Raw genomic sequence first — 23170 nt, 5'->3', positions numbered from 1 at the left:
TGGTTACTGCACTTTATTGAACTTCACGGGCATGCCTTCCTTCAGCTGGAGAATGCCGGTGGTCACTACGGTATCGCCTATTTCCAGGCCGCTGGTGATCTGTACATTATCTTCTGTGCGGGTACCTGTTTCCACGGTCACGTATTTCACTTTGCCATGGTCCATTACCAGCACGGTCTTATCGCGGGTACCGGGTATGATGGCCTGGCTGGGTATCATAATGGCATTGGGATTATCCTTCAGATAGATGGTCACGCGGGCAAAGGAGCCGGGGAAGAGGCGGCCGTTGTTTGGCACGATGGCGCGGAGCTTCACGGTGCGGGTGCTCAGGTCTATCTTGGGATCTATAGCATAAATGCTGCCTTTGTAGTTCAGCGTATCGCCTGCCACCTTGAACCCAACCGGGTCAGTAAGGTGTACGGTGTTGCGGTATTTTTCAGGGATGGCAAAGTCTATTTTCAGCGGGTCTATCTGCTGCAGGGTAGCGATCACGGTGGCGGGGGTAACGATGGCGCCTTCGCTCACATTGCGCAGGCCCAGGCGCCCGTTGAAGGGGGCGCGGATCTCCGTTTTCTGGATCTGGGTGCGGGTAAACTCCATATCAGCGGCGGCGGCTTCCACCTGGTTGCGGGTTACGTCCACATCCTGGCGGCTGATGCCGTTTATTTTCAGCAGGTTTTCCTGGCGTTCCAGCGTGGTCTTGTATAGCTGCTGCTGTAGTTCCAGTTTCTGCAGGGTGGCTTTGAGGTCGGCATCATAGAGCTTTACCAGCAGGGTGCCTTTGGCAACGTTGGCACCTTCTTTAAAAAAGAGCCCGGTGATGCGGCCGTTCACTTCCGGCTGGATCTGTATCTCTTCATTGCTCTGCAGGGTGCCGCTGGCCTCGATGGTCTGGTCCAACACACTGTTTTTCACTACATAAGCATCGGCCAGGAGGGTCTTATTGGTTTTCCCTTTACCGCCGCTACCGGCTTCGTCCTTCTTTCCGGCGGAGATCTTCTTGACTACGAAATAGATAATGCCTGCCGCTACAGCGAGCAGCAGAACGGTCCTGAGCAGCTTTTTGCTATTTCCCATTTTAATGTATATGTATAATAATGTACTTGCGGAGTATTATCCTGTTGTTTCCGGTATATATGTCCCTGCTGTGGTGGTTTCCGGCGTGGGCCGATTTACAAGCCAACAAAAGTAATAAAAGGAGCATCATGGTGCTCCTGCCGTATTGTTAACTAAGGTTAACACTTCTATAAAAGGCACCTGGGGCTGTTAAATGGCGAATTGTTGGTATGATATTTATGGCGGGAAGCAAGGCCCGGAATGCGCCTGGGATGGGGGTTTAGGCAGGATCGGGGTTATAAAAGCCGGGGTGGTCCGGGAGGGGATGGCCGTTAAAATTTCCCCACGCCATTGGCAATTCAATAAATATTATATTTTTGCACTCAAGTTTAAACCAAAAACACTTAAAATTATGTCAGACATTGCATCAAGAGTTAAAAAGATCATTATTGACAAATTAGGCGTTGAAGAAGCTGAGGTAACTCCTGAAGCCAGCTTTACCAACGACTTAGGCGCTGACTCTTTGGATACGGTAGAACTGATCATGGAATTCGAAAAAGAATTCAACATCTCCATTCCTGACGAACAAGCTGAAACTATTACCACTGTTGGCCAGGCAGTTGCTTACCTGGAAGAACACGTAAAATAATCCTACTAATCAGATTTGTTTTAATGCAACCAAGACGAGTAGTCGTTACCGGTTTAGGCGCACTGACACCGCTCGGCAATTCTACCGCCGCATACTGGCAGGGATTGGCGAACGGTGTTTCCGGCGCCGGGTTAATCAAGCAATTTGACGCTTCTAAGTTTAAGACCCGCTTTGCCTGTGAGTTAAAAGACTTTGACCCTACCAACTATTTAGAGAAGAAAGAGGCCCGTAAAATGGACCCTTTCACCCAAACGGCCCTCATCTCCGCTGATGAGGCGGTACTTGATGCAAAGATCGACCGCAATAGTGTTAACCTGGACCGCATCGGTGTGATCTGGGCGTCCGGCATAGGCGGCATGATCGGCTTCTGCAACGAGCTAAAAGAATTTTATACCGGCGATGGTACGCCCCGCTTCAGTCCCTTCCTGATCCCCCGTCTTATCCTGGATATTGCTGCTGGCCAGATCTCCATGCGCCATGGATTCCGCGGCCCCAACTTTGCGGTAGCCTCGGCCTGTGCTTCTGCCACCAATGCCATCATTGAAGCCATGCACCATATCCGTTATGGTATGGCCGATGTGATCGTGACCGGCGGTTCCGAAAACGTGATCAACGAAGCCTGCGTGGGCGGCTTCAACGCCATGAAAGCCCTTTCTGAACGCAATGATGATCCCCTCACCGCTTCCCGCCCGTTTGACCTGGACCGGGATGGCTTTGTGATGGGTGAAGGCGCCGGCGCCATTGTGCTGGAAGCCTATGAGCATGCCATGGAACGTGGGGCCCATATCTATTGCGAACTGGCTGGTGGCGGCGCTTCTGCAGATGCTTACCACCTTACCGCTCCCCATCCGGAAGGCCTGGGTGCCCGCCTCGTTATGAGCCGAGCCCTGGCAGATGCAGGGATGCAACCTACTGACATCGATTACATCAATGTACACGGCACCTCTACGCCGCTGGGCGATGTGGCCGAAATAAAGGCCATCCAGCACGTATTCGGCGAAGCCGCTTACAATCTCAATATCAGTTCTACCAAATCCATGACCGGCCATCTCCTGGGCGCAGCCGGTGCCATTGAATCTATTGCCTGCATTAAGGCGATTGAGCATAGCCTCATCCCGCCTACTATCAATCATTTCAATGACGATCCGCAGCTGGACCCGAAATTAAATTTTACCTTTAATGTAGCGCAACAGCGGGAGGTGCGTGCAGCCGTGTGCAATACCTTTGGCTTTGGTGGGCACAACGCCTCTGTTATCTTCAAAAAATTCGTTGCCGAATAATAGCGTGAATATAGTACCAGGTTTTTTATACCGATTCAATCCAAAGAAAAGGCAACTTTATAAAGACCTTTTTAACTTACTCGGGTTCACCCCGGGTAACTTTGCATTGTATGAAGTAGCCCTGAGCCACCGCTCCAGCAAAGAAAAATTCCTGGAGAGCAACGAGCGCCTGGAATACCTGGGAGACGCTATCCTGGGCGCCATCATCGGCGATTACCTTTTTAAAAAATACCCGTACAAAACAGAGGGCTACCTCACCGAGATGCGCTCCAAGATCGTGAACCGCCAGCAACTGAACGATATCGCGATCAAAATGGGCCTGCGCAAACTTACTATCTACGATAAATACAACAGCTTCCTGAAGATCAGCCAGATCTTCGGGAATACACTGGAAGCGCTGGTGGGCGCCGTATACCTGGACAAGGGATACAAACGTACCAAACAGTTTGTACACAAACGCCTCCTGGTACCTTACATTGACCTGGAAGCGCTGGAAATAGTGGAGATGAACCACAAGAACAAACTCTATGGATGGGCCAACAAGAACGGCAAGAACCTGGAGTTTGAACTGCTGGAAGAACAGATGGACAGCGGCCGCCGAATCTTTACGGTAGGCGCCATGGTAGACGGGGAACTGATCTGCAGCGGCAAGGCCTTTAATAAGAAAGATGCCAGCCAGATAGCCGCCCAGCAAGCCATTGAGCTGCTAGGACTGGGAGATGGGGAGCGGTAAACCTTCCTTTATCAATGATGTTTTTTTGAAGGCCGGGTGGCCTTTTTTTATTTCCTTCATTTTAATGGTATAAAAAGCCCCGCAGCGCTTTAAGTGCTGCGGGGCTTCCTGTTTGGGTCTGAGCCGCCTGTTGCGCCTGTGAGGCCCCTTTGGCGATGCCCGCTGCCTGCACCGGCTGCACGTATGTTGCCGGACGGCATGATCTAATCGCCGGCATGCACGCCTACCTGTACCAGGGTAAGGTTATTTTCAGGGTGCTCAAAGTCGCAGTGGATGTAGTGTTCCCGGCTTTCACCCGTAAGAGGCAGGTGGCTCATCCGGGCACCGGTGATCAACTGGCAGTAAGTCTGCTCCAGCTTATCCCAGGCCCCTTTGTGCAGGGCAGATACGCAGGACAGGGGAGCGGTGGCTTCCAGGTGGTAAGGCCCCTGCACCGGACGGACGGACGCTACCGGAAGGCCTATACGCAGTTCGCCCCGGGTGGCCGGGTGGCCGTCAAAGCCATGATAGTGCCACTGTTGCGGGCCGCAGATCTCCATGCCCTGGGCAATGGCATCTTTGTAGATCTCTTTGGGCGCTTCCCGCACGAGGTCCAGCATTTCGGCCAGGGTTACGGTAAAGCGGCGGTGAAAGAAGTGGAAGGAGGGCGCCGTTTCCAGGCCCGGGGCGGCGCCCGCCTGGAAGAAGCCGAACCAGAACTTGAAATCCGGGTTGGCCAGCAGGTTAAAGTGGTTGAAAATGCTGGCTGCAAAGGCGGTGGGCTGGGTGCCGGAAGCGGTGATCAGTTGCCCGTCATCTACACTGGGCGCCTCCACGTAGCGGGGAGCGGCCTGGTATTCCGGAGCAGTGAGCTGCAGGTATTGCAGCGCATTGCTGGTATGATCCGCGTGGTCCAGCAGGCCATTCCGCGCCAGCAGGGTGGTGGCACCACAGATGGCGGCCAGCGGCTTGCGTTGCTGGATCATGTAGCGCAGCAGGGGCAGTATGGCGTGCAGCGCCGGGTCATTTTGTTGCAGGGCCATGCCACCGGGCAGAATGAGCAGGTCGATGGATTCAGGGCGCAGGGCTTCCAGGAAGGTGTCCGGGGTAACGGAGAGGTTGCCGCCGGAGCGTACAGGCGCCCCATCAATGGAGAAGGTGGTTACAGCAAAGTCTGAAAAATTATGCAGGCCGTACATGGCCAGCGCAGGCTCCCAGTCTGAATAACCGTTATACACAAACACGTAGCAGTTCCTTTGTTTTTCCATAGCAGGCGGATTTATACCACAAAAGAACCACCGGGGTGTGACAACCGTATGTCAGCAGGTTCTCAAAATATTTTCAGGCCATGCCGTGATGCTCCTGTAGCTCCGCTACCCGCTTGCGCACCAACTGGGTAAGCTCTACCGGGCTGATGATCTTTACGCCCCTGCCACAGGTCATCATCCAGCCGGCAAAGTGATCCAGGCAGCCTACCAGGAAGGTCATTTCAAAACCATCTTCAATGGGCGCTTCTGTGAGCAGGCCATGGTGCAGCTTTATAGTTTGCATGTGCTGGGCCACATCCTTGCGCATGTGGACGATCACCAGGTGTTGCATGTCATCCGGCTGGCTCTTTTGCGCCTCCAGGTATTCCTGCAGGGACATGCGGCTTTCGCGGGTGAAGGTTTCTTCCAGCACCCGCATGCTCTTGATACGGTCTGCCCGGAAATCGCGGTAGTCCTGGCGCAGGCGGCACCAGGCAATGAGGTGCCAGCGGTGCTGGCTCAGGAAAAGGCCGATGGGCTCTACGGCGCGGCGGCTTTCGTTGCTTTCCATCACGGTGCTGTAATCCAGTTGTACCACCTGCTGGCGTGCGATGGCTTGTTGCAGCGGTGTCAGAAAGCGGTTGGGGAAATCGTCCTGCTGCGGGTTTGCGGGCTTCAGTACGGCAATCTGGGCTTCCAGGTTTTCCAGGAAATCCTTGTCCTTGCCCCGCAGCACGGCACGTATCTTTTGCATGGCAGAGGTGAACTGCTGGCGTATACTTTCATCGCCAAACTGCTCCATCATTTTTTCACCTGTAAGCAGTGCGGCGGCTTCCTGCTCGCTGAACATAACGGGCGGTAAGTGATAGCCGTCCACGATGTAATAGCCTGTGCCTGCTTCCGCACCAATGGGCACGCCAGCTTCCTGCAAGGCCTTCACATCACGGTACACCGTACGCAGGCTCATGCTGAACCGGTCTGCTATCTCTGCGGCCTTCACGATCTTTTTACTCTGGAGGTGTACCAGGATGGCTGTAAGCCGGTCTATACGATTCATGTTATTATAGTGATGATATACACTGTAAAATTCGATCTTTTAATCTCGTTCTAATCCGCTGTGGTAGCGGAAAAAATATTTAAAAATTTTTAGTCCGGGCGTTAAACTTTAATGACCGTTGCCTGTCTTTATACCGTACAACATTTGAACGGAATGTGAAAGCGGGCAAAATATTAAAAAGTGCTTAAAAATGTTGTCAGATAGCGTCCAAAGTGCCTGAAAACGGCCAAAGCGCTATACCTTCATTAGATGCTACAGTACAGAATATAGGTTAAATGGTATGCCCCTGCAATTTTTTGCGGGGGCCTTTTTTTGTACTATATCCAATGCACTCCTGCTCATCGCATTATCTCATTTTTTAAATTCACTTGCTCCTCACTCCCGGCTTGTTACCAGGTAGCGCTACCTGGCAAACACTTATGTCTTTTAATGGCTAATTGGGAACGGGCCTGATGTCCACCAGGCTTTCTTTGTTAGCCGGGGCATCAAATATAGCGGGCTGTTTCGATTATGCATCCAGTAATTCCGTAAAAATTTTCCAGTGATCATTTTCGTATATCCATATCCGTATGAAATAGTTTTGGCCGGACTGTCCGTAGCTGTGACCCAAGTCGCGGGAGGATGCCAGCACACGGTGCTCTTCCGTGGTTTCCACCGTACCATCTCCCATTTATTGCAGGGCCGTGCGCCGGTCGTCCGGAGAGACCGCATGGTTGCAAAGCAACTGTGGCCGCGCAGTAAGATCGGCCTGCAAACGCTTCATCAACGATGCCTTTACGCTTTGTGCAAACATACCATTGGCACAAAACAATACTATGTGTAAACAAAACAGCTTTTTCATCCGCCCGGATTGGGGGTGTTGCACCGGCGTTATTGCCGTCACAAAATATACGTCATTTTAGCCACTTATTGCAGTCATATAGCGGGCAAACACCATATCTGAAATCATCAGGTGTTAAACCTTTTACGAATGAAATTCCTTGCTGCCTGAAATAAATTTATTTTCTATTTTTGTTACAGATCAAAAAGGACACTTTTTACACGATATGGCGTTTGACCCCGCAAAACCCGTTTCTGAAAAAGCGATCTACTTACAACTACGATCAACACGGAGAGAAAAACTAGCTATCACCCTTTTTAATTACACATCCATGAATACCCAGCCAACCCTTCCTGCAAGCAAGGCATTCAACGAAAAGAAACTGGAACGCCTGATTGCCGCCTTTGTACAGCAGGTAAATGAGCTGAACGACATGTCACTGCAACATATCAGCATCTATCTCCATGGCAAAGAAGGATGTTTCAATGCGCTTCCGCCGGAGGACATGGCCAAGCCACTGGAGAACAATGTTACCTACCGCGAAATAGAAGTACCTGCACCGGTACACAACCGCATTTACCTCATTTCAAGGGGATAACCACGAAGGCTATACGCCGGCAGCAACCCTTCTCCCGCACGGGTTACAGGGATCCTTTCAGGATGACAGGATCCATCTCATTATAAGACAATACCTTCCAGGGAAAGCCGCTGTCGCAGCCGGCTTTTAAGTTTTTATTAAGACTTCGCTGTTAAACTCCTGCTTTCATTGCGTATCTAATTATCAACAAAAACGCAATACCATGAAAGCGATTTTACTTTGCGGCACCTTGTTCATGACAATGCTCACCGCCACCGTAGCTCACGCGCAGCCCCTGCATCCTGCGCCCAAACAGCCCGTTCATCATCACCGTCACCATACCGTTGTAACGCACCACGAAATTGCCCGCAGGGCTCCTGTAAAAGGGCACATGAAATATGTGCACAACGAACGGCATGTGCCCTATAACGGTCACGAGGGTACGCTGAAACGGCACGACGGTTATACCCGCGACATTTACTAGCGTAAAAAGCCAACTTCCGGCGGCGCACATTGCCGCCCATAACAAACGGGTGTTGCACATTTCGTGCAGCGCCCGTTTTCTTTTTACTTTTGTGGCATGACACACCCATCCGGGCTGCTACCGGCCACCTTTATTGATACCATACGCACTCATGCCGCCGCGGCAGAGGCCCTGCGGCAACTGCACCCTGCACAACTGGACCTGCTTTACCAGCAGCAGTGGCTGAAAGCTGCCGTACCGGCTGCATACGGCGGCCTGGAATATTCCCTGCCACAGCTGGTAGCACTGGAAGAGGCCATGGGCTGGGCTGATGGCAGTATGGGCTGGGTATTTACCCTTTGTGCGGGTGCAGGCTGGTTTGGTGGTTTTATGGACCCGGCCTTTGCCATGGAAATATTTGCAGACCCGCAGGTATGCCTGGCCGGTAGTGGCGCTATAACTGGAACGGCTATACGGGAAAACAACGGCTACCGGGTGCAGGGCAGCTGGCAGTACGCCAGCGGGGTAAAACATGCTACGGTATTCACCGCAAACTGCCAGCTGGCGGGCACAGAGGAGGTGCTTACCTTTGCCTTCCTGCGCAGTGAAGTAACCCTGCAACCCACCTGGCATACCATGGGCATGGTGGCCACCGGCAGCGATTCGTTTGCTGTGGATGATGTATGGACCCCGGAAAGCCGGCTTTTTAAAATAGATGCAGGCGCCGCACGGATAAGCAGCCCACTCTATCACTTTCCCTTTTTACAACTGGCAGAAGCCACGCTGGCAGCCAATATTGCCGGCATGGCCATTCATTTCCTGGACGTCGCGGCGGAGCACCTGCAAGCCAAGGCCCGCGCCACCCGGGTACAGCACCAGCTTATGCAGCAGGTGCGGCACCAGGCCACTACCCTGCTGGATCAGGAGCGCCAAGCACTGCACCACAGTGTAGCCGCTGCCTGGGAAGCTTGTGTGGCAGCGCGGATAGTACCGGAAGCTTTGCGGACTGCCATCAGCCGGCATAGTCGCTCCCTGGCGCGGGTAGCGCTGCACCAGGTGGATATGGTGTATCCCTATTGTGGCATGGCAGCGGCCAACCCGGAAACGGAGATCAACCGCGTGTGGCGCGACCTGCATACGGCCAGCCAGCATGCCCTGCTCACCTTTGATGCATGAAGTAAAATTGCACTACCTTTAATCCATTCAACCCTTTATTTCAAAACCTTTGTTCTGACTGAAATGAACACCACTATCCGCCCCCGGCTCCACCCAACGCGCCCCTGGCTGGCCGCCTGCGTGCCGCTCCTGGCCTGTATCCTGCTGCTGGGCAGCTGCATCAATCTTCAGCATGTAAGTGACTATGCCACGGCCTCCGGCACCCAGCTGGAAAACTATAACAGCCTTGGCTACAGCTTTTCTCAGGCCTGTACAGACGCCTGTAACATTAATTCCCTGCGCGACGGGAAACTGGACACACCGCCCTGCGCATGCGCCGCAGACGCTACGGCAGACAGTGTAACCACCGTGCTTTATAAAACCCTGCATACTTATTTCGACGCCCTGGCCAAACTGTCTGACAAGAGCACCGCCCATTACAAAATGACGGGCCTTTCCAAAGGCCTGCAGGCCGGCAGTTTCGGGAGTGTGACCATCAGCGCGGAGCAGGCAGACGCCTCCACTAAACTGGCAGGACTACTGACCGATCTTATTGCCGGGTCTAAAAAACAAAAGAAAGTAAAGGAATACATCGGCCGTGCTGATTCTTCTGTACAGGTACTGCTCCAAGCACTGGCAGCCAACCTCCGGGATAACCTGGGCGGTAAGTTACGGGTACAGCAGGCTTACCTTCAGGGCCTGTATACAGACCTCGCCAATGATCCCAAAGCCACGCAATGGGAACGTGTACGCGCCGTACAGGATTACCGTGCCGCCGTGCAGGCTGCAAAAACAAAGAATGCAGCACTGGACCTTTATGCAAAAGGGCTGGACAAGCTGGCCCAGGGCCACCATAAGCTATACCTGGACAGGGAAAAATTAACCCTGGATGAGTGCAAAGCCGCGCTGGACACCTATTCCGGCCAGCTGAGCGACCTGGGAGAGGCATTCAAAAAACTTAAAAACAGCAACTGATCATGGCTACGCTTACCGCAAAACAGATCACAGAACTGGCCAATGATTTCCTGGGAATGGCCCAGGCAGTGGGCGATTACCGCTACCAGAATTACGGCAAACTGACCAAGGCCCAGAACAAACAACTCAGTGACCTGCACTGGACGCTGCTGAATTATTCGGAAGACCTGTTCACCCAATCGGCCATCTTCGTATTGGACGATGTGGATGGCTCACTGGACCAGATCAAGGATATTTCCAGGCAAATGACGGAGACTTACAAGCAGTTGGCCAAGGTGCAGCAGGTGATAGACATCAGCGCCGCGGCGGCTACCCTGGGCGCGGCTATTTTCAGCAAGAACCCTGTGGCCATAGCCGGCGCTGTGCAGGCATTGGTGAAGAGCATTAAAGGTTAACCAGTACCAGTTTTATAAGCCCCACAAATATCACTGCTGCTACAACGGATGCGATGATCATGATCCTGCCATGGCGGCGGGTGCGTTCATCAAACATATACGCACTGCTACCATCTGGCAGGGTTCTGCGCCCTTTCAGGAACGCAATACCGCTTGCTGCCGGCGTAGCCATCATCAGCCCTGCAAAGAGAGCAATGGGTGTGAGCCCATGCAACAACTGGTAGAAGCCGAGGAATGAAATGAGAAAACCGGCTGCGCCCACGCAATAGATGCCTGCCAGTGTTGTATTGGTCAATGGGCGCGGCCTGGCCAGTTCAGCTATCCGGGCTTCTTCCGCCGCCTCCACCTGTTCTTCCGTGATGGCTATCCCATGCTCCCGCAGCAAAGCTACGGCCAGGGCCTGGTCATACTCACCCCATTCATCCGGGCGGTGCACAATGTCCAGCAATTCCTTGTCCGAAAAGCTGAACAGGTAATAATCGGGTTCTATATCGTCCAGTGTTATTTGCACGCTGTTCCGCAGCAGGCGCTGCGCAGCCATAAACTGGTAACCCTGCACTTTTACCTCTACCCTGGCACCCGGCGCTTCCCCCACGAGGGTGCGGTCCAGGATGGGCGGTACCGTTTCCATGGTGGCCGGAATACCGTTGGCCATCAGGAACTGTACAAAGGTAGCGGCTTCCGATTCAGACTCAAAACGGCGGAAAGTGCGGTAGGGATGCATAAAAAGGGTTTCAATGATGCGGTGTAAAAGTAGCCGAAAATTTGTAACCGGGATTTCGAAAAATGTTGTTAAATTCATCTTGCGCACAACCCTACCATATCGCCGTTGTTGCCCGACTGGTTCTCACTTGCAGCCCACTACCACCTGTAAAGAAGAAAGTGAAGAAGATTCAACCAATTTCCGCAATTGTAATTTTTAGCAAGTATCTGTTTGCCCGGTAACCAAATGCCGGCCTCCTGTGACTGTAACACACAGGCCCTGGAACTTTAACGCGCTACCACCTGCGGGTACTGTACCGCTGCGCCTCCATTTTATTTTGACACGTGGCTACTGCCGGCTTACGGGCCGGGGATGCCCTTGTATTACCCTTTAGTTCCGTTCCATATTCCACGCATTTGTTCTTCATTTCTTAACCATCAACTTTTACCCGCATGAAAAAAATGACACCCGCAGGCTGGCTTGTTGCGCTCTGCACCCTGCTCTTCTTTGCTTCCTGTAAGAAAGACCTCGTTACTGATCCCAGAACCGCCACTGCCGCAAGAGCCGTATCTGCAGCAGATTTCAAGGTGATAGGCTACCTGCCTACCTGGTCTGGCACTGTAAGCGCCATCCAGTTTTCCAAGCTTACGCATATCAACTATGCTTTCCTCATTCCCACCACCAGTGGCGGGTACCAGGCCGTGGAAGATGCAGCCAAGCTGACCAGCCTTGTATCTTCCGCTCACGCCAATGGCGTGAAGGTGCTGATCTCCGTAGGTGGCGGTGGCGGCGGAGATGCCTTTCATACCATTGTGGCCAGTGCTTCGCTGCGCACCGCGTTTGTAAACAACATGGTGACCTTCTGTAACCAGTACAACCTGGATGGAGTGGACATTGACTGGGAATATCCCAGCGATGGCACGGAGGCGAATAATTTTGCCACGATGATGGCAGCGCTTTACACGGCCATGCACAATGGAGGCCGCCTCTGCTCTGCAGCGGTGATCGCCTACGGAGGCACCTCTATTACCAATGCGGTATTCAGTGCGGTAGACTACCTGCAGATCATGGCCTATGACGAGAACAATTTTCAGCATTCCACGTACGACCTGGCCGTGCAAAGCCTCAACTACTGGATAGGCCGCGGCCTGCCGGCTTCCAAAGCCATCCTGGGCGTGCCTTTCTACGCACGTGACAACCGGTATGACTATGCCACCAAGAACTACAACGAATTGCTGGCCATGGGCGCCAGTCCCAATGCAGACGTGTTCCAGACCTACGGTTACAATGGCATTCCCACTATTAAATCAAAAACATCACTGGCCATGTCTACCGCCGGCGGCATTATGGCCTGGGAACTGAGCGGGGATGAAGGCACCGGCGCTAACTCCCTGGTATCGGCCATCCATGATGTGGTAACCGGGGGCACTACCCATCCCACTAACCCGCCCATCGGCCAGACCATTACGCTCAAAGGCAGCAATGGATTGTATGTGAGCAGCAAGAATGGCACCGCGCCCATGATCTGTAATGTAAGTACCCTGGGTAGCTGGGAAAACTTTACCGTGGTAGATGCCGGCGGCGGTAAGATAGCCCTGCGCGGTAGCAACGGCCTGTATGTGAGCAGCGAGAACGGCACGGCCCCGATCAATTGCAACCGCACCACGGTGCAGGATTGGGAAAAATTTGACTGGGTGGTGAATAGTGCCGGCCGCGTAGCATTCCGTGGTAACAACGGCAAATTCATTTCCTCTGAAAATGGTACACAGAGCATGACCTGCACCCGTGACACTGCACAGGACTGGGAGTATTTCGGTATTAATCAATAAAGTACTGCGCGCCGCCACACACAGCGGCCGCCAGTGTACACAAAGCAGCGCCACTCAGCCGGCGCTGCTTTTTTAACTTTAGTTTTAGAAATGGGGACCTAATTTCAGGAAACATTGTTTCCCGATGAAATCTTTCCTGCTACTGCTTATCCTCCTGCTTCCCGCTGCCGCTGTGGCCCAGCAGCTTACCGGTATTGTGCTGGATGCACAGACCAATGTACCGGTAAAAGATGCCCTCGTTTCGCAGGGCATCAGCGTTTCCCGCACGGATAGCCGCGGCGTGTTCCACCTGGTGCTGAGTGTAGTGGTGGATTCCATTACGGTGTATGCCATTGGCTACCAGCACCGCCGCCTCCGTATGCAGGCGCTCCACTTTACAGATACCTTACCGGTATACCTGTACCCGCTGCAGTCCAGCCTCCGGGAGTTTGTGGTGAAGGGGCGCAATTACCACAAAGATTCCCTGGCCCTGCGCGATGAATTTGCCAAACAATTTAACTACCGCGGGCCCGGCATTTCAGATGTGCTGTGGCAATACAAAAGCCCCTATGATGCGCCTTCCGTATCCATCGGGCTCACCACGCTGGCATCTATGATCGGTAAAAAATGGACCAAGGAGTATAAGTTGCAGCAGAAGATGCTGGCCTATGAAAAAGAACGCTACATTGACAACCGTTTTACAGAAGAGATGGTGGAACACGTGACCCACCTGCAGGGCGACTCCCTGGCCCGCTTCATGCGGGAATACCGGCCCACCCAGCACTTCCTGCAAACCTGTACCGATTATGACCTGCTGCTGTACATCAAACACAATTGTGAAACGTTCCGTGGAATAACGGCGCCAGCTTCAGATACCACCCATGCTTCTTAACCGTGACAATAATGATGCCCGCTCAGTCATGCGCAATAAAACCATGCAGGCATTCACGGTACCTTACAACACATTTTGCCCCGTAAATTACGAATGATGCAGGCGTCGGGATCACCATATGCTAACTATTAATTATCTGATTTTAACCTGTACCGGTATAACCCGCTGCTGCCCCCTTTCCCTTAATATTCCATTTTAATGTCATCAGGACATGTTAAAAAATGGTAAAGATCAGTCAGAATCTGTGCACTGGAAATAGTTCTCTCCAAGTAATTTAACGTCACCAAAAAACGCCGGCTAAAGAATGATGAAAAAAATCAGCATCCCGGTTGTTTGTGCCAGGTGTAGCAGGTGTATGTAGAAAACAACCTTTAAAAAAACCAGATACTTCAGGGTTTGTAGCACAAACCCTTTTGAAGGCTTACTCGCAGGCCACGGGGCAACCTGTATGATGGCCGGTCCAACATTATGAAATTTCCTGCGAAAAGGCTTTCGCAGGAGCAGGATTCCCTTTGCCGTATGCGTTCCTCAAACAGATTATCATCACCCTTCCTTAATAACTACCATGAATAAACGCTTATCTAAACTGCCTCCCTTATTGCTATTGCTGCTGATGTGCTGTTTTGCACACGCGCAGCATGCCCGGCAAGCTGCCATCGACACGTCTGCCTACGTAAGTGGCAAAGTTGTTACAGACAAATACCTGCCCATCCCAGGGGCTACTATCCAGTTGCTGGGTAGTAAACATGCGATCAACACCAATAACAGCGGGGAGTTCCGCCTGCGCCGCAGCAAAGAGGACACTGCCATGCAGGTCAGCTTCATTGGCTTCCAGACGCAGGTACTTCCTTTAGGCAGTAATGTTACCGTGGTCCTTAAAGACGCGGCCAGTGACATGAACGAAGTGGTAGTGGTTGCCTACGGTAAGCAAAAAAAGATCTCCGTAACGGGGGCTATTGCCACGGTAGGCACCAAGGAGCTGAAACAAAGTCCTGTAGCCAATTTGAGCAATGCCCTTGCCGGCCGCCTGCCCGGCCTGGTCACAGTGCAAACCAGCGGGGAACCGGGCTACGATGGTGCCGCGCTTTGGATACGTGGCATGGCCACCTTCACCGGCAGCCAGTCCCCGCTCATCCTGGTAGATGGCGTGGAACGCTCCTTTTCCGGTATTGATGCCAACGAAGTGGAAAGCATTTCCATCCTCAAAGACGCCTCCTCCACCGCCGTGTACGGGGTGCGTGGCGCCAACGGTGTGATACTGGTAACCACTAAACGGGGCACCAATTCAAAGCCCCAGATCAATTTCACCCTGCAGGATGGTATCCAGGAGCCCACACGGCTGCCCCAATACCTGGATTCTTATGATGCACTTTCGCTGTATAAACAGGCACTCATTAATGATGGGCAGAACTATGCCATGTACACAGATGAATACCTGAACAAGTTCCGCGACCGCAGCCACCCGGCCTACCAGTACCTGTACCCGAACGTAGACTGGCTGCATACCCTGCTGAAGCCAACATCCCCCATGTATTCCGGCAACCTGAATGTGAGTGGCGGCAATAACTTTGTACGTTATTTCACCTCCATTTCCTATCTGCGCCAGAGCGGCTTATACCGGTATGCTAACTTGTCTGACTACGATATCCAGGCGCTGAATAACAAGTATAACTTCCGCACCAATATTGACCTGAACATCACCAAAGATCTTTCCATGGAACTGAACCTGGGAGAGATCATTTATGATAACAACTATCCCAACGTATCTGCCTCCGCATTGTTTGCAGACATGCAGTCCATTCCGCCTTACCTGTATCCCATGCAGAACCCCGATGGTAGTGTGGCTTACCAGTCGTCCAAGCCGTACAACCCCTTTGGGAGGCTTACCCAGGGCGGCTACCAGCGCAATTTTGAAAATACCCTGCAGGCTACTACCGGCGCAAAACTGGATATGCCCTGGATCACCAAAGGCCTGAGCACCCGTGTGCGCCTGTCTTTTGACTCTTATAATTACCGCAACGTAACCAGGGCCAAGTCTTACTACACCTACCAATGGTCCATTGCCGACGACCAGGCTACAGACCTTTCACAAGGCACCTACACCAAGATCACAGACGGTTCCAATAACCTGAGCTACGATGTGGCAGCCAACAGTAACCGCAGGACCCAGGTGGAAGCCTACCTGAACTACGAGCGCACCTTTGGTAAACACGCGATCACCGCGATGGCCCTGTACCAGCAACAAAGCTTCTTTGATGCCATTGGTTCCGGCGACGCCATTAACGGGCTGCCCTACAAATACAATGGCGTTGTAGGCCGCCTCACGTACAATTACGCGGCAAAGCTGTTTGGCGAGATCAATTTTGGTTACAACGGTTCTGAGAATTTCCCCGCCGGCCGCCGCTACGACCTGTTCCCCGCTTTCTCGGCCAGCTACGTGATCAGCGAGGAGCCTTATTTCAAAGAGCATGTGCGTAATATCAACCTGCTGAAGCTGCGCGCTTCGGCGGGCACTGTGGGCAATGATAAAATTGGCGGACAACGTTTCCTGTACCAGAGTACCTGGAGCCTGGCGGGAACTGGCTACCAGTTTGGCCGCAATCATGACGGTTCTTATTTTGGCGGCACCGTGGAAGACCGCACCGGCAACCCCGCGGTAACCTGGGAAAAGGCCAACAAATACAACCTGGGCCTGGACGCTGAATTTTTTGGAAGCGCCCTGTCATTCACCGGCGACGTGTTTTACGAAGACCGGAAAAACATCCTGGCCACCCCGGGCACCATCCCCAGCATGATCGGTATTGTGAACCTGCCTTATGTTAATCTTGGTGAGGTAAAGAACAAGGGCTTTGAAGTATCGCTGGAATACCGGAAACACTTTGCCAGGTTCGGCTATTTCGTGAAGGGAAACTATTCCTTCAATATCAACAAGATCATCCGGATGGATGAACCTTCTTACGAGGGTCATACCTACCAGCGCCACACCGGCCGCGCCATAGACGACCAGTATGGTTATAAGGCACTGGGCTTTTTCAGTTCACAGGATGACATCAACAAAAGCCCTGACCAGTCTTCCTTTGGGCAGATACAGCCGGGCGATATCAAGTATGAAGACATTAACAAAGATGGAGTGGTTAATTCCATGGACCAGACTTACCTGGGCAAGCGGGCAACGCCCAACCAGATCATGGGCCTGGCCCTGGGTGGTGATTTCAAAGGGTTTGACGTCAGTGTACTGTTCCAGGGAGGCTTTGGCGGCAATACCTGGTTCACCGGGCCGCGCATGTGGCCCTTCTCCGGCGACGCCGGCGTACTGTCTGACATCAAGGGCAACTACTGGACACCGGAACACCTGGATGCAAAATACCCCCGCCTTTCTTACGCCGCTAACCAGAACAATGACCAGAACTCCACCCTCTGGCTGTATAACTCAAACTATGTGCGCTTAAAAAACCTGGAAGTGGGCTATACGCTGCCCAACAGGCTTTCGGGGCATTACGGCATCCGCAGCCTGCGTGTGTTTGCCAATGCGTTGAACCTCTACACCTGGGATAAGATCAAAATCTTTGACCCCGAAACACCCAACGATTCCGGCAACTACCCGCAGATGCGCGTATTCAACTTCGGCCTCACCCTTGGTTTATAAACTGTGATCCATCCAAACAACAACGATGAAAAAAATAAAACTATATACCATCACACTGGCGCTTGGAGCAGGCTTGTTACTGCCCGCCTGTAAAAAGTTTTTGAACGTAGTGCCCTCTGAACTCGTCACCTCTGACCAGGTATGGGGCAACATCAACAATGCCAACGGTGTGCTGGCCAATATGTATTCTAAAATGCCTGGCTGCCTTGCCAGTGGCTGGACAGACGAGATCACCGCCGCCACCGATGAAAGTTTTCACCATTGGGGAGCCGGCTTTTATCCCATCTATTATAACAATGGCGCGTGGAATGCCGCTAACAATCCATACGATATCTGGGCCTCCAGCTACCAGAATATCCGCCAGTGTAACCTGTTCCTGGAAAACATTGATAAAGTGCCGGTACCTCAGAACCAACAGGACTACTATTCTAAAGTGATCCCCCGCTACAAAGCGGAGGCGCGTGTGCTGCGCGCGATGTTCTATTTTGATATGTTCCGCCGCTATGGTGCCATCCCGGTGGTGACCCGCTCTTATGACGTGTCCGAGTCCGGTGAAATGCAGATGGCACGTGCCCCGCTGGACTCCGTGGTTGATTTTATTGTTGGAGAATGCGAATCAGCCGCACAGACATTGCCCACGTCTTATTCAGACGGAGACCTGGGCCGTATTACACAAGGAGGAGCCCTGGCGGTGGCTGCACGCACCCTCGTTTATGCGGCCAGCCCGCTTTTCAATGGGAACACACTGTACAAGGATATCAAGAACAGTGACGGCACATCCCTTTTCCCACAGGCTTATGATAAAGGGAAATGGAAAAGAGCGGCCGATGAGGCGCAAAAAGTAATAGGCCTCAACCTCTATAAACTCAACACCATTCCCGGCGACCCTATCAACAGCTATGCCCGGGTATTCAACACCCGTAACTGGGATGAGGTGATCGTTGCCAAACAGCAGGCTAACAGCAAGAATATCGAAAACGAACTGCTGCCCTACGGCGGATGGTTCTCCGGCTGGGGCAAATACAGCATCCTGCAGGAATTTGTAGATGCTTACGAAATGAACAATGGTTATCCCATCAAAGCGCCTGGTTCCGGTTATGATGCCACGCATTTTTGGACCGGCGATATTTTCGGTGCGGACGGTTACAGCGAAACGGTGCATTTTGACAACATTTCCACCATGTATAAAAACCGTGATCCGCGGTTTTATGCCACGGTAACCTTCCAGGGAAGCAAGTGGGCCATAGGGCATACGGCCAATACGCCGGTGTGGATGTCGTGGTGGGGCAACAACGGGGGGCAATCCCAGGGCTGGCCCAAATCCACCGGCACCTACCCGGTTTCCGGGTACAATCCGCGCAAGTGGATCGCACCGGACGTGGATATGCTTAATTACTGGACCTCTCCGGATGCCCAGCGCAATGATCCGGTGATCCGTCTTTCAGAAATGTACCTGATCTATGCAGAGGCCATTAATGAATATAACGGGGGCCCTACCGCAGATGCGTTTGCGGCTATCAACAAGGTAAGGGAGCGGGTGAATATGCCGGACCTCCCGGTGCTTGCAGACGACAATTCATTAATCGGCTTCCGGGCACGTGTGCAAAATGAGAACCGGGTAGAATTTGCCTTTGAGTCCCACCGCTTCTGGGATGTGCGCCGCTGGCTCATTGGCACCACCGTGGATAACGGACCGGTACATGGCCTGAACGCCCGCCCCACCACGGAAGAGCTCAAAGCCACCGGCTACGACGTTAACAGTAAAGAGGCCGGCCTGGCAGTGTTCTACAAAGTGGTCACCATCCAGACCCGCGTATTCCAGCCAAAGCATTACCTGTTTCCCATTCCTCAAACGGAATTAGAGACCAACCATAAACTTGTTCAAAATTACGGTTGGTAATAGCTCCCCAAAAACCACCGTACTACTTACCTGTGGCTGGTGGTGAGCGGGGTGCCCACCGGGCATTGGGAACACCTTACGGATGGCAATGATGCCAAGACGGGCAGTGGCCATACCACTGGCACCACCGTTAATAGCCTGTTCATTCATTGATTCGAGCCCCAATATAAAACGGCCGCCATAGTTTGCTATTGGCGGTCTTTTTTTTGCCGGGGAGTGCAGCCTGCAAACTCTTTAAACGCGCGGATAAACTGGGATTGATCAGCGTATTCATTACAGGTAGTTGAAGCTGCGGATAACAGAGCGTCAGACGTGTACTTATGCAGGCAGCTGGCGCTGCGGGTGGTAGCCTGCGTTAAATGCATTTACAATGGAGCGGGGCGTAAGCACCGTCACCATGTGCCCTGCGGGCAATGGTACTGCCGTGCCATAGCCGGTTGCGTGCCAGGGATATAATTGACCACCGGCTATCACATGCGGATGATCATTGTACACGATAAATGTACCATCGGGCAATGTACCTGCTGCGGCATCATACGTTACCTTTTCCCCTTTTTTATTGATGCGTTCTGCGTGCAGTAAGTTGTCGATATGATTGATGGAGGTTTGCTCATTGAAACCCGCATCAGGATTGCCCTGCAGCCAGGCGGCCTTAAAGCGTTGGGCATCGGCGCGCCGGCATTCAAAACAGGGGCGGTGGCCGGCGGAGAAGGCGGTGGCTTCATCCGGGAAGAATAATTCTGTGTAGCGGTGGGGCGCCATCACGGTGCGTTTACGGCCTTTAAACTCCAGTACGCAGGTGATCCATGCTTTGAGTTTGAAGGTGCGTTGTATTTGCTGGTGCTCATTGTGCAGGAGGCCGCGGTTGCCCATCCACGCGCCACGGGCGGGCGTGCGGATCAGGTGGCCGTATGGATCTACGCGGTTTTGGAGCATGGGGAGGGTTTATTTACCATGCAAAATAAGCCAATATGCGCACAAACGGCTAAGGCCGCAAAGGCATCTTTTCAGCGGGGTGAGCCGTTGAGAAACCATTTGATCAGTGTGATATTACCTCGTGCAATCGGATCATATCCTTACAGGATGCCGCGCTTACTTGCCTTGCTGATTAATGCAGCGGTATTTTTTGCCCCAAACTTTTCCAGCAGGCTTTTGCGATGAGTATTTACCGTAGCGATGCTGATAAAAAGTTTTTCGCCAACTTCAGCATTGGTAAGTCCTTCAGCGATGAGTTGCAATATTTCCTTTTCGCGCCGGGTGATCAGGGGAAGCTTATCGTTTGAATCTTTCATGGAAAGCGCGGCATCAAAGCTCAAAAAACTCCTTCCCTTCATCACTGCATCTATTGCTTCCAGCAGCTCCTCTTTTGTCGCGTTTTTCAATATATAACCGGAAGCCCCGTTGTCTATCATATTCTGAATAACAGGCCGCTGGTTAAATGTGCTGAGGCCAAGTACAAAAACAGATGGGAAAAGATGCCTGACCTCTTTGCAGAGCTCAATGCCACTCACGTCCGGCAGGTTCACATCCATCAGTATAACGTCTGGTTGCTGTTGCTTTAAAAAGGCATGGCAGGATGCGGCATTCATAGCATGCCCCATCCACTCGATATCCTTCTCATTTTGCAGTAAGGAACGGATGCCCTCTATTACCATGTAATGATCATCTACTATAAACACCCTTGTTTTCATGCGTATAAGTTAAACAGCGATCTCAATTAAAGCAGATGTGCCATTCCCCGGCGAAGACCGGATGTCTAATTTTCCCTTTAGAAAGTCTACCCGGCTTTGAATATTTTTCCAGCCCATGCCGGCCGCTTGTTGCAGGACCGCTGTATCAAACCCTTTGCCATCATCTTCCACTGTAATGGTCAACAATTTTTCTGCTGCGGATTGATGCACTTGTACCAAAATATTTTTAGCTGCAGCATGTTTAATGGCGTTATTCACCAATTCCTGTACAATGCGGTACACTGTAACAGCTGTTGTTTGATCGAACAGGCTATTAGTCAAACCCAGTGATTGATAATGCGCATGGACGGCTCCGCTGCGGGTAACGTCATTACAAAATTCCTTTAAGGCGGTATCCAATCCATATTTCAACAGCATTTCAGGCATCATATTATGCGCCACACGCCGCATCTCTTTAATGCTGCTGTCAAGCATATCTATGCTTCTTTCGAACGCCTGTGCATTATCAGGTGTCATGATCAGATTTTCTTTCATATTACCCAATGAATGTTTTATACCACTGAGCATTCCGCCCAGTCCATCATGCAGGTCTTTGGCCAGGCGGGTGCGTTCCTGCGCTTCGCCTTTCAGCACAGCTTCTGTAGCAGTGAGTTGCTTCTCCGCCTCCAGCTCATCAATTTTTGCCTGCTGCAATTTTTTACGATGGTAGTAATTCCGGTAAGATAAAAGAAGGATCACCAGCAACGCTACTGCACCTGCTATTAAAAAATAAATAACGGCTGTCCTTCGTTTTAGCTGTATTTGTTGCAGTTTGATCCGGGCTTCCTTTTTCTCGGTTTCAAATCTCTTCTCAATGCTTAACGTTTTCTTTTGGATCTCATCGCCTCTAAATTTGTCTTCGATCACCTGGGCGCTGTCCAAACAACGCTCGGCTCCTGCGATATCATGCGTCGCATACAACACACTGGATAAGCTTTTCAGGTTCTCGTACTTTTCAGAGAGCAATTCAAGGCTGTCCGAAATTACCAGGGCCTTTTCGATATTGTTTCTCGCGGCTACAAAATCCTTTTTCAGCAAGTAAGAATGAGCTATACCCCTCAGCGCATTGGATTCTCCTTCAAAGTCGCCCAATTGCTCAAAGATCCCAAGAGATTTTTGATAGTACAGCTTCATACTATCGGCATTATACTGATGAAAATGAATATTGCCAATATCCAGCAAACTGAGTGCTTCCAGTCTTTTATAATTTATTTTACGGGAAATAGCCAACGCTTCATCGTAATAGGTCAATGCAGAATCAGTTTGCCCCACGGACTGAAAACTATTTGCCGTATTTAACAATGCCTGCCCCAATGAGGGTAGATCATCAGTAGTGCGTAAGATACTAACCGCAGCCTTTCCAAATTTCAATGCCTTGTCGCTTTGGCCCAGCTTCATGTAAGCATTTTGAAGCACATCCTGTATCCTGGCCATCTTTACTACATCGCCTGATGATTCAAAAAGCTTAATGGAAACTTCGTAACAATACACGGCACTATCATATTCATCCATGTATTGAAAGGTATTCCCGGTATTGGCCCATGATTTGGCAAGGGCTACATTATCGTTCAACGATTTGGCTATCTGAATAGCCTGTTTATTGAGCAGCAGCGAACTATCAAATTGCCCATTGACATTTAAAAGATAAGTGTAGTTCGAAATAAATTTCAACTCCCCACCTTTGTAGTTCAACTTCTTACTAAGCTGATAGGCTTTCCAATAGTAGGATCCGGCCGCATGAAAATCATCCAATTCATAAAGGTTCCCAATTTCAAGGTATGCAGACACCTTCATGGTGTCCTCCTTTGCAGTAGCTAACACTTTCAGCAAGCTGTCCTTTTTATCTACATCCTGAGAATTTGCCGGGGTGGCTATGCCGGCCAGGCAAATCAATAGTATAAATAATCTTTTAGGCATTGGGGGAATTGGGAATTTAACAGTTGCAAAATACTATTGAAGGTATATTTTTCCTCTCATTCTTTTTAATGATTTTTTATAGCCTGGTAAAGAGCCACAGCATGCATCGGGCACTGGAAAATGGCATACTCCATTCGCGTCCCCGACAAAAAATCATCTTTTTTAACGATAAGAACCGCCCGTCCACC

The 23170-nt window shown here is 51.6% G+C and carries 19 protein-coding genes; 12 read left to right on the top strand and 7 right to left on the bottom strand.

The genetic code is table 11. The features are described from left to right. Positions 1–3: 3 nt before the first annotated feature. On the bottom strand, positions 4–1077 hold the full coding sequence (locus DCC81_RS05280) for an efflux RND transporter periplasmic adaptor subunit (protein ID WP_108685531.1): 1074 nt from the start codon (positions 1075–1077) through the stop codon (positions 4–6). Between the two features lie 193 nt (positions 1078–1270). Here DCC81_RS05280 and DCC81_RS26125 point away from each other — a divergent pair, with 193 nt between their 5' ends. From DCC81_RS26125 to rnc, 3 genes are read left to right on the top strand one after another with little or no spacing between them, the layout of a single operon-like run. After that, positions 1271–1705, top strand: coding sequence for an acyl carrier protein (locus DCC81_RS26125; RefSeq protein ID WP_449384880.1), 435 nt, complete (start codon positions 1271–1273; stop codon positions 1703–1705). A 23-nt stretch (positions 1706–1728) separates the two neighbouring features. Continuing rightward, entirely contained in the window at positions 1729–2985 is a 1257-nt protein-coding gene (gene fabF, locus DCC81_RS05270) for a beta-ketoacyl-ACP synthase II (protein ID WP_108685530.1), read from the top strand. Beyond that, positions 2909–3718 carry a ribonuclease III gene (gene rnc / locus DCC81_RS05265; RefSeq protein WP_317047833.1) on the top strand — a complete coding sequence of 270 codons (810 nt, stop codon included), beginning with the start codon at positions 2909–2911 and terminating at the stop codon, positions 3716–3718. Before fabF ends, rnc begins: the two co-directional genes overlap by 77 nt. A gap of 203 nt (positions 3719–3921) precedes the next feature. On the opposite strand, the gene DCC81_RS05260 is transcribed toward rnc, so the two are convergent. After that, complete coding sequence (locus tag DCC81_RS05260; protein ID WP_108685529.1) at positions 3922–4965, bottom strand: DJ-1/PfpI family protein; 1044 nt, start codon at positions 4963–4965, stop codon at positions 3922–3924. A gap of 73 nt (positions 4966–5038) precedes the next feature. Next, positions 5039–6001: a helix-turn-helix transcriptional regulator gene (locus DCC81_RS05255; RefSeq protein ID WP_108685528.1), complete on the bottom strand. Its 963-nt coding sequence runs from the start codon at positions 5999–6001 to the stop codon at positions 5039–5041. A 1151-nt stretch (positions 6002–7152) separates the two neighbouring features. Here DCC81_RS05255 and DCC81_RS05250 point away from each other — a divergent pair. From DCC81_RS05250 to DCC81_RS05235, 5 genes are all read left to right on the top strand, one after another. Continuing rightward, positions 7153–7419 (top strand): hypothetical protein, encoded by a 267-nt coding sequence (locus DCC81_RS05250; RefSeq protein WP_108685527.1) that lies wholly within the window; start codon positions 7153–7155, stop codon positions 7417–7419. A 202-nt stretch (positions 7420–7621) separates the two neighbouring features. Next, the gene (locus DCC81_RS25350) at positions 7622–7882 is read left to right on the top strand and encodes a hypothetical protein (RefSeq protein ID WP_133177553.1); all 261 of its coding nucleotides are present in this window, start codon (positions 7622–7624) and stop codon (positions 7880–7882) included. 96 nt (positions 7883–7978) lie between these two features. Further along, positions 7979–9037: an acyl-CoA dehydrogenase family protein gene (locus DCC81_RS05245; protein WP_108685526.1), complete on the top strand. Its 1059-nt coding sequence runs from the start codon at positions 7979–7981 to the stop codon at positions 9035–9037. A 63-nt stretch (positions 9038–9100) separates the two neighbouring features. Further along, positions 9101–9991 carry a hypothetical protein gene (locus DCC81_RS05240; RefSeq protein WP_108685525.1) on the top strand — a complete coding sequence of 297 codons (891 nt, stop codon included), beginning with the start codon at positions 9101–9103 and terminating at the stop codon, positions 9989–9991. Positions 9992–9993: 2 nt separating this feature from the next. Further along, entirely contained in the window at positions 9994–10386 is a 393-nt protein-coding gene (locus DCC81_RS05235; protein ID WP_108685524.1) for a hypothetical protein, read from the top strand. Here DCC81_RS05235 and DCC81_RS05230 read toward each other — a convergent pair. After that, positions 10376–11110: a hypothetical protein gene (locus DCC81_RS05230; protein WP_108685523.1), complete on the bottom strand. Its 735-nt coding sequence runs from the start codon at positions 11108–11110 to the stop codon at positions 10376–10378. The two genes, DCC81_RS05235 and DCC81_RS05230, sit on opposite strands and share 11 nt — an antisense overlap. A 431-nt stretch (positions 11111–11541) precedes the next feature. Here DCC81_RS05230 and DCC81_RS05225 point away from each other — a divergent pair, with 431 nt between their 5' ends. The 4 genes from DCC81_RS05225 to DCC81_RS05210 all read left to right on the top strand — a co-directional run bounded on the left by DCC81_RS05225 (position 11542) and on the right by DCC81_RS05210 (position 19335). After that, the gene (locus DCC81_RS05225) at positions 11542–12918 is read left to right on the top strand and encodes a glycosyl hydrolase family 18 protein (RefSeq protein ID WP_240612902.1); all 1377 of its coding nucleotides are present in this window, start codon (positions 11542–11544) and stop codon (positions 12916–12918) included. 124 nt (positions 12919–13042) lie between these two features. Beyond that, the gene (locus DCC81_RS05220; RefSeq protein ID WP_108685522.1) at positions 13043–13789 is read left to right on the top strand and encodes a hypothetical protein; all 747 of its coding nucleotides are present in this window, start codon (positions 13043–13045) and stop codon (positions 13787–13789) included. 565 nt (positions 13790–14354) lie between these two features. Next, the gene (locus DCC81_RS05215; protein WP_108685521.1) at positions 14355–17435 is read left to right on the top strand and encodes a SusC/RagA family TonB-linked outer membrane protein; all 3081 of its coding nucleotides are present in this window, start codon (positions 14355–14357) and stop codon (positions 17433–17435) included. A 25-nt stretch (positions 17436–17460) separates the two neighbouring features. After that, positions 17461–19335 (top strand): RagB/SusD family nutrient uptake outer membrane protein, encoded by a 1875-nt coding sequence (locus tag DCC81_RS05210; protein WP_108685520.1) that lies wholly within the window; start codon positions 17461–17463, stop codon positions 19333–19335. 318 nt (positions 19336–19653) lie between these two features. On the opposite strand, the gene DCC81_RS05205 is transcribed toward DCC81_RS05210, so the two are convergent. The 3 genes from DCC81_RS05205 to DCC81_RS05195 all read right to left on the bottom strand — a co-directional run bounded on the left by DCC81_RS05205 (position 19654) and on the right by DCC81_RS05195 (position 22982). After that, entirely contained in the window at positions 19654–20271 is a 618-nt protein-coding gene (locus DCC81_RS05205; RefSeq protein ID WP_108685519.1) for a hypothetical protein, read from the bottom strand. Between the two features lie 140 nt (positions 20272–20411). Then, a complete protein-coding gene (locus DCC81_RS05200) occupies positions 20412–21026 on the bottom strand; it encodes a response regulator (RefSeq protein ID WP_108685518.1) in 615 nt (204 codons plus the stop codon). A gap of 9 nt (positions 21027–21035) precedes the next feature. Beyond that, entirely contained in the window at positions 21036–22982 is a 1947-nt protein-coding gene (locus DCC81_RS05195) for a tetratricopeptide repeat-containing sensor histidine kinase (RefSeq protein ID WP_108685517.1), read from the bottom strand. Positions 22983–23170: the final 188 nt, after the last annotated feature.

Origin of the sequence: Chitinophaga parva (assembly GCF_003071345.1) — a bacterium.
Taxonomy (GTDB): Bacteria; Bacteroidota; Bacteroidia; order Chitinophagales; family Chitinophagaceae; genus Chitinophaga; species Chitinophaga parva.
This window is presented reverse-complemented; position numbering and strand designations above follow the sequence as displayed.